The organism is Falsiroseomonas sp. E2-1-a4, assembly GCF_051433165.1.
In the GTDB taxonomy this organism is placed as follows: Bacteria; Pseudomonadota; Alphaproteobacteria; order Acetobacterales; family Acetobacteraceae; genus Falsiroseomonas.
In genome coordinates this window covers 1-1,096 of sequence record NZ_JBHMFS010000072.1, presented here as the reverse complement: position 1 = coordinate 1,096, position 1,096 = coordinate 1, and the positions used below count along the sequence as shown (strand labels likewise).

The window sequence follows — 1,096 nt, the reverse complement described above, 5'->3', positions numbered from 1 at the left end:
CTAGTGCACTGACTCATTCGGAAGATGCAGGCAGCCGGTCGAGCTTGGCGAGGATGCTGTCGGCAGGTTTGGTCCAGACGAAGGGGGCGGAGGCGGCGTTGTGCTCGCGGATGTAGCGGGCGATGGCCTGCTCGAGATCGGCGACGGATTGGAACACCCCTCGTCGTAGACGCCTTCGGGTCAGGGCTGAGAAGAAGCCCTCGACAGCATTGATCCAGGATGCCGAGGTCGGCGTGAAGTGGAACACCCACCGAGGGTGCCGCTCCAGCCAGGCGCGCACCTTGGGATGCTTGTGGGTGGCGTAGTTGTCGGCGATGGCGTGGATCAGCTTTCCCGCGGGCACGGCGCGCTCAATCGCGTTGAGGAAGCGGACGAACTCCTGGTGCCGGTGCTGCAACATGCAGCGGCCCAGCACGGTGCCATCCTGGACATTGAGCGCGGCGAACAGGGTGGTGACGCCGTTGCGCTTGTAGTCGTGGGTCATCGTACCGCATTTGCCGGGTTTGAGTGGCAGCCCCGGCTGGGTGCGGTCGAGCGCCTGGATCTGCGACTTCTCGTCGATGGACAGCACCACGGTGTGCATCGGCGGATCCATGTAGAGGCCGACAATGTCCTCGACCTTCTCGGCGAAGGCCGGATCGTTGGAGCGCTTGAAGGTGCGCAACCGGTGCGGCTGCAGTCGATGGGCGTCCCAGATGCGCTGCACCGAGCGCAGGCTGATGCCGCTGGCCTGCGCCATCGCCCGGCCGGTCCAGTGGGTGGCCTGCCCCCGCGGCTCGGAGCAGGTGAGCGCCAGCACCTTGGCCACGGTCGCCGTCGGCACCGGCGCTCTGCCGGGTGGGCGGGTCTTGTCGTGCAGCAGGCCATCCACCCCAGCCAGCGCGTAGCGCGCCTGCCAGCGCCAAACCGCTGGTCGGCTTGCCGCGGCCTGACGGGCTACCTCGGCAACGGGCAGCCGGTCGGCGGATAGCAGGATGATCCGGGCACGCTGGACGTGCTTCTGCAGGCGGTTTCGGTCGGAGGTGATTGCCGCCAGTCGCGCGCGATCAACAGCATCAACAATGACACAAATCGTCTGAGCCATCCGCCCAGCCTG

General features: G+C 66.8%; 1 protein-coding gene. It reads right to left on the bottom strand.

Features of this window, described 5'->3' with window-relative positions:
* Positions 1 to 13: 13 nt before the first annotated feature.
* Positions 14 to 1,084, bottom strand: coding sequence for an IS630 family transposase (locus ACFHNC_RS24690; protein ID WP_437171887.1), 1,071 nt, complete (start codon positions 1,082 to 1,084; stop codon positions 14 to 16).
* Positions 1,085 to 1,096: the final 12 nt, after the last annotated feature.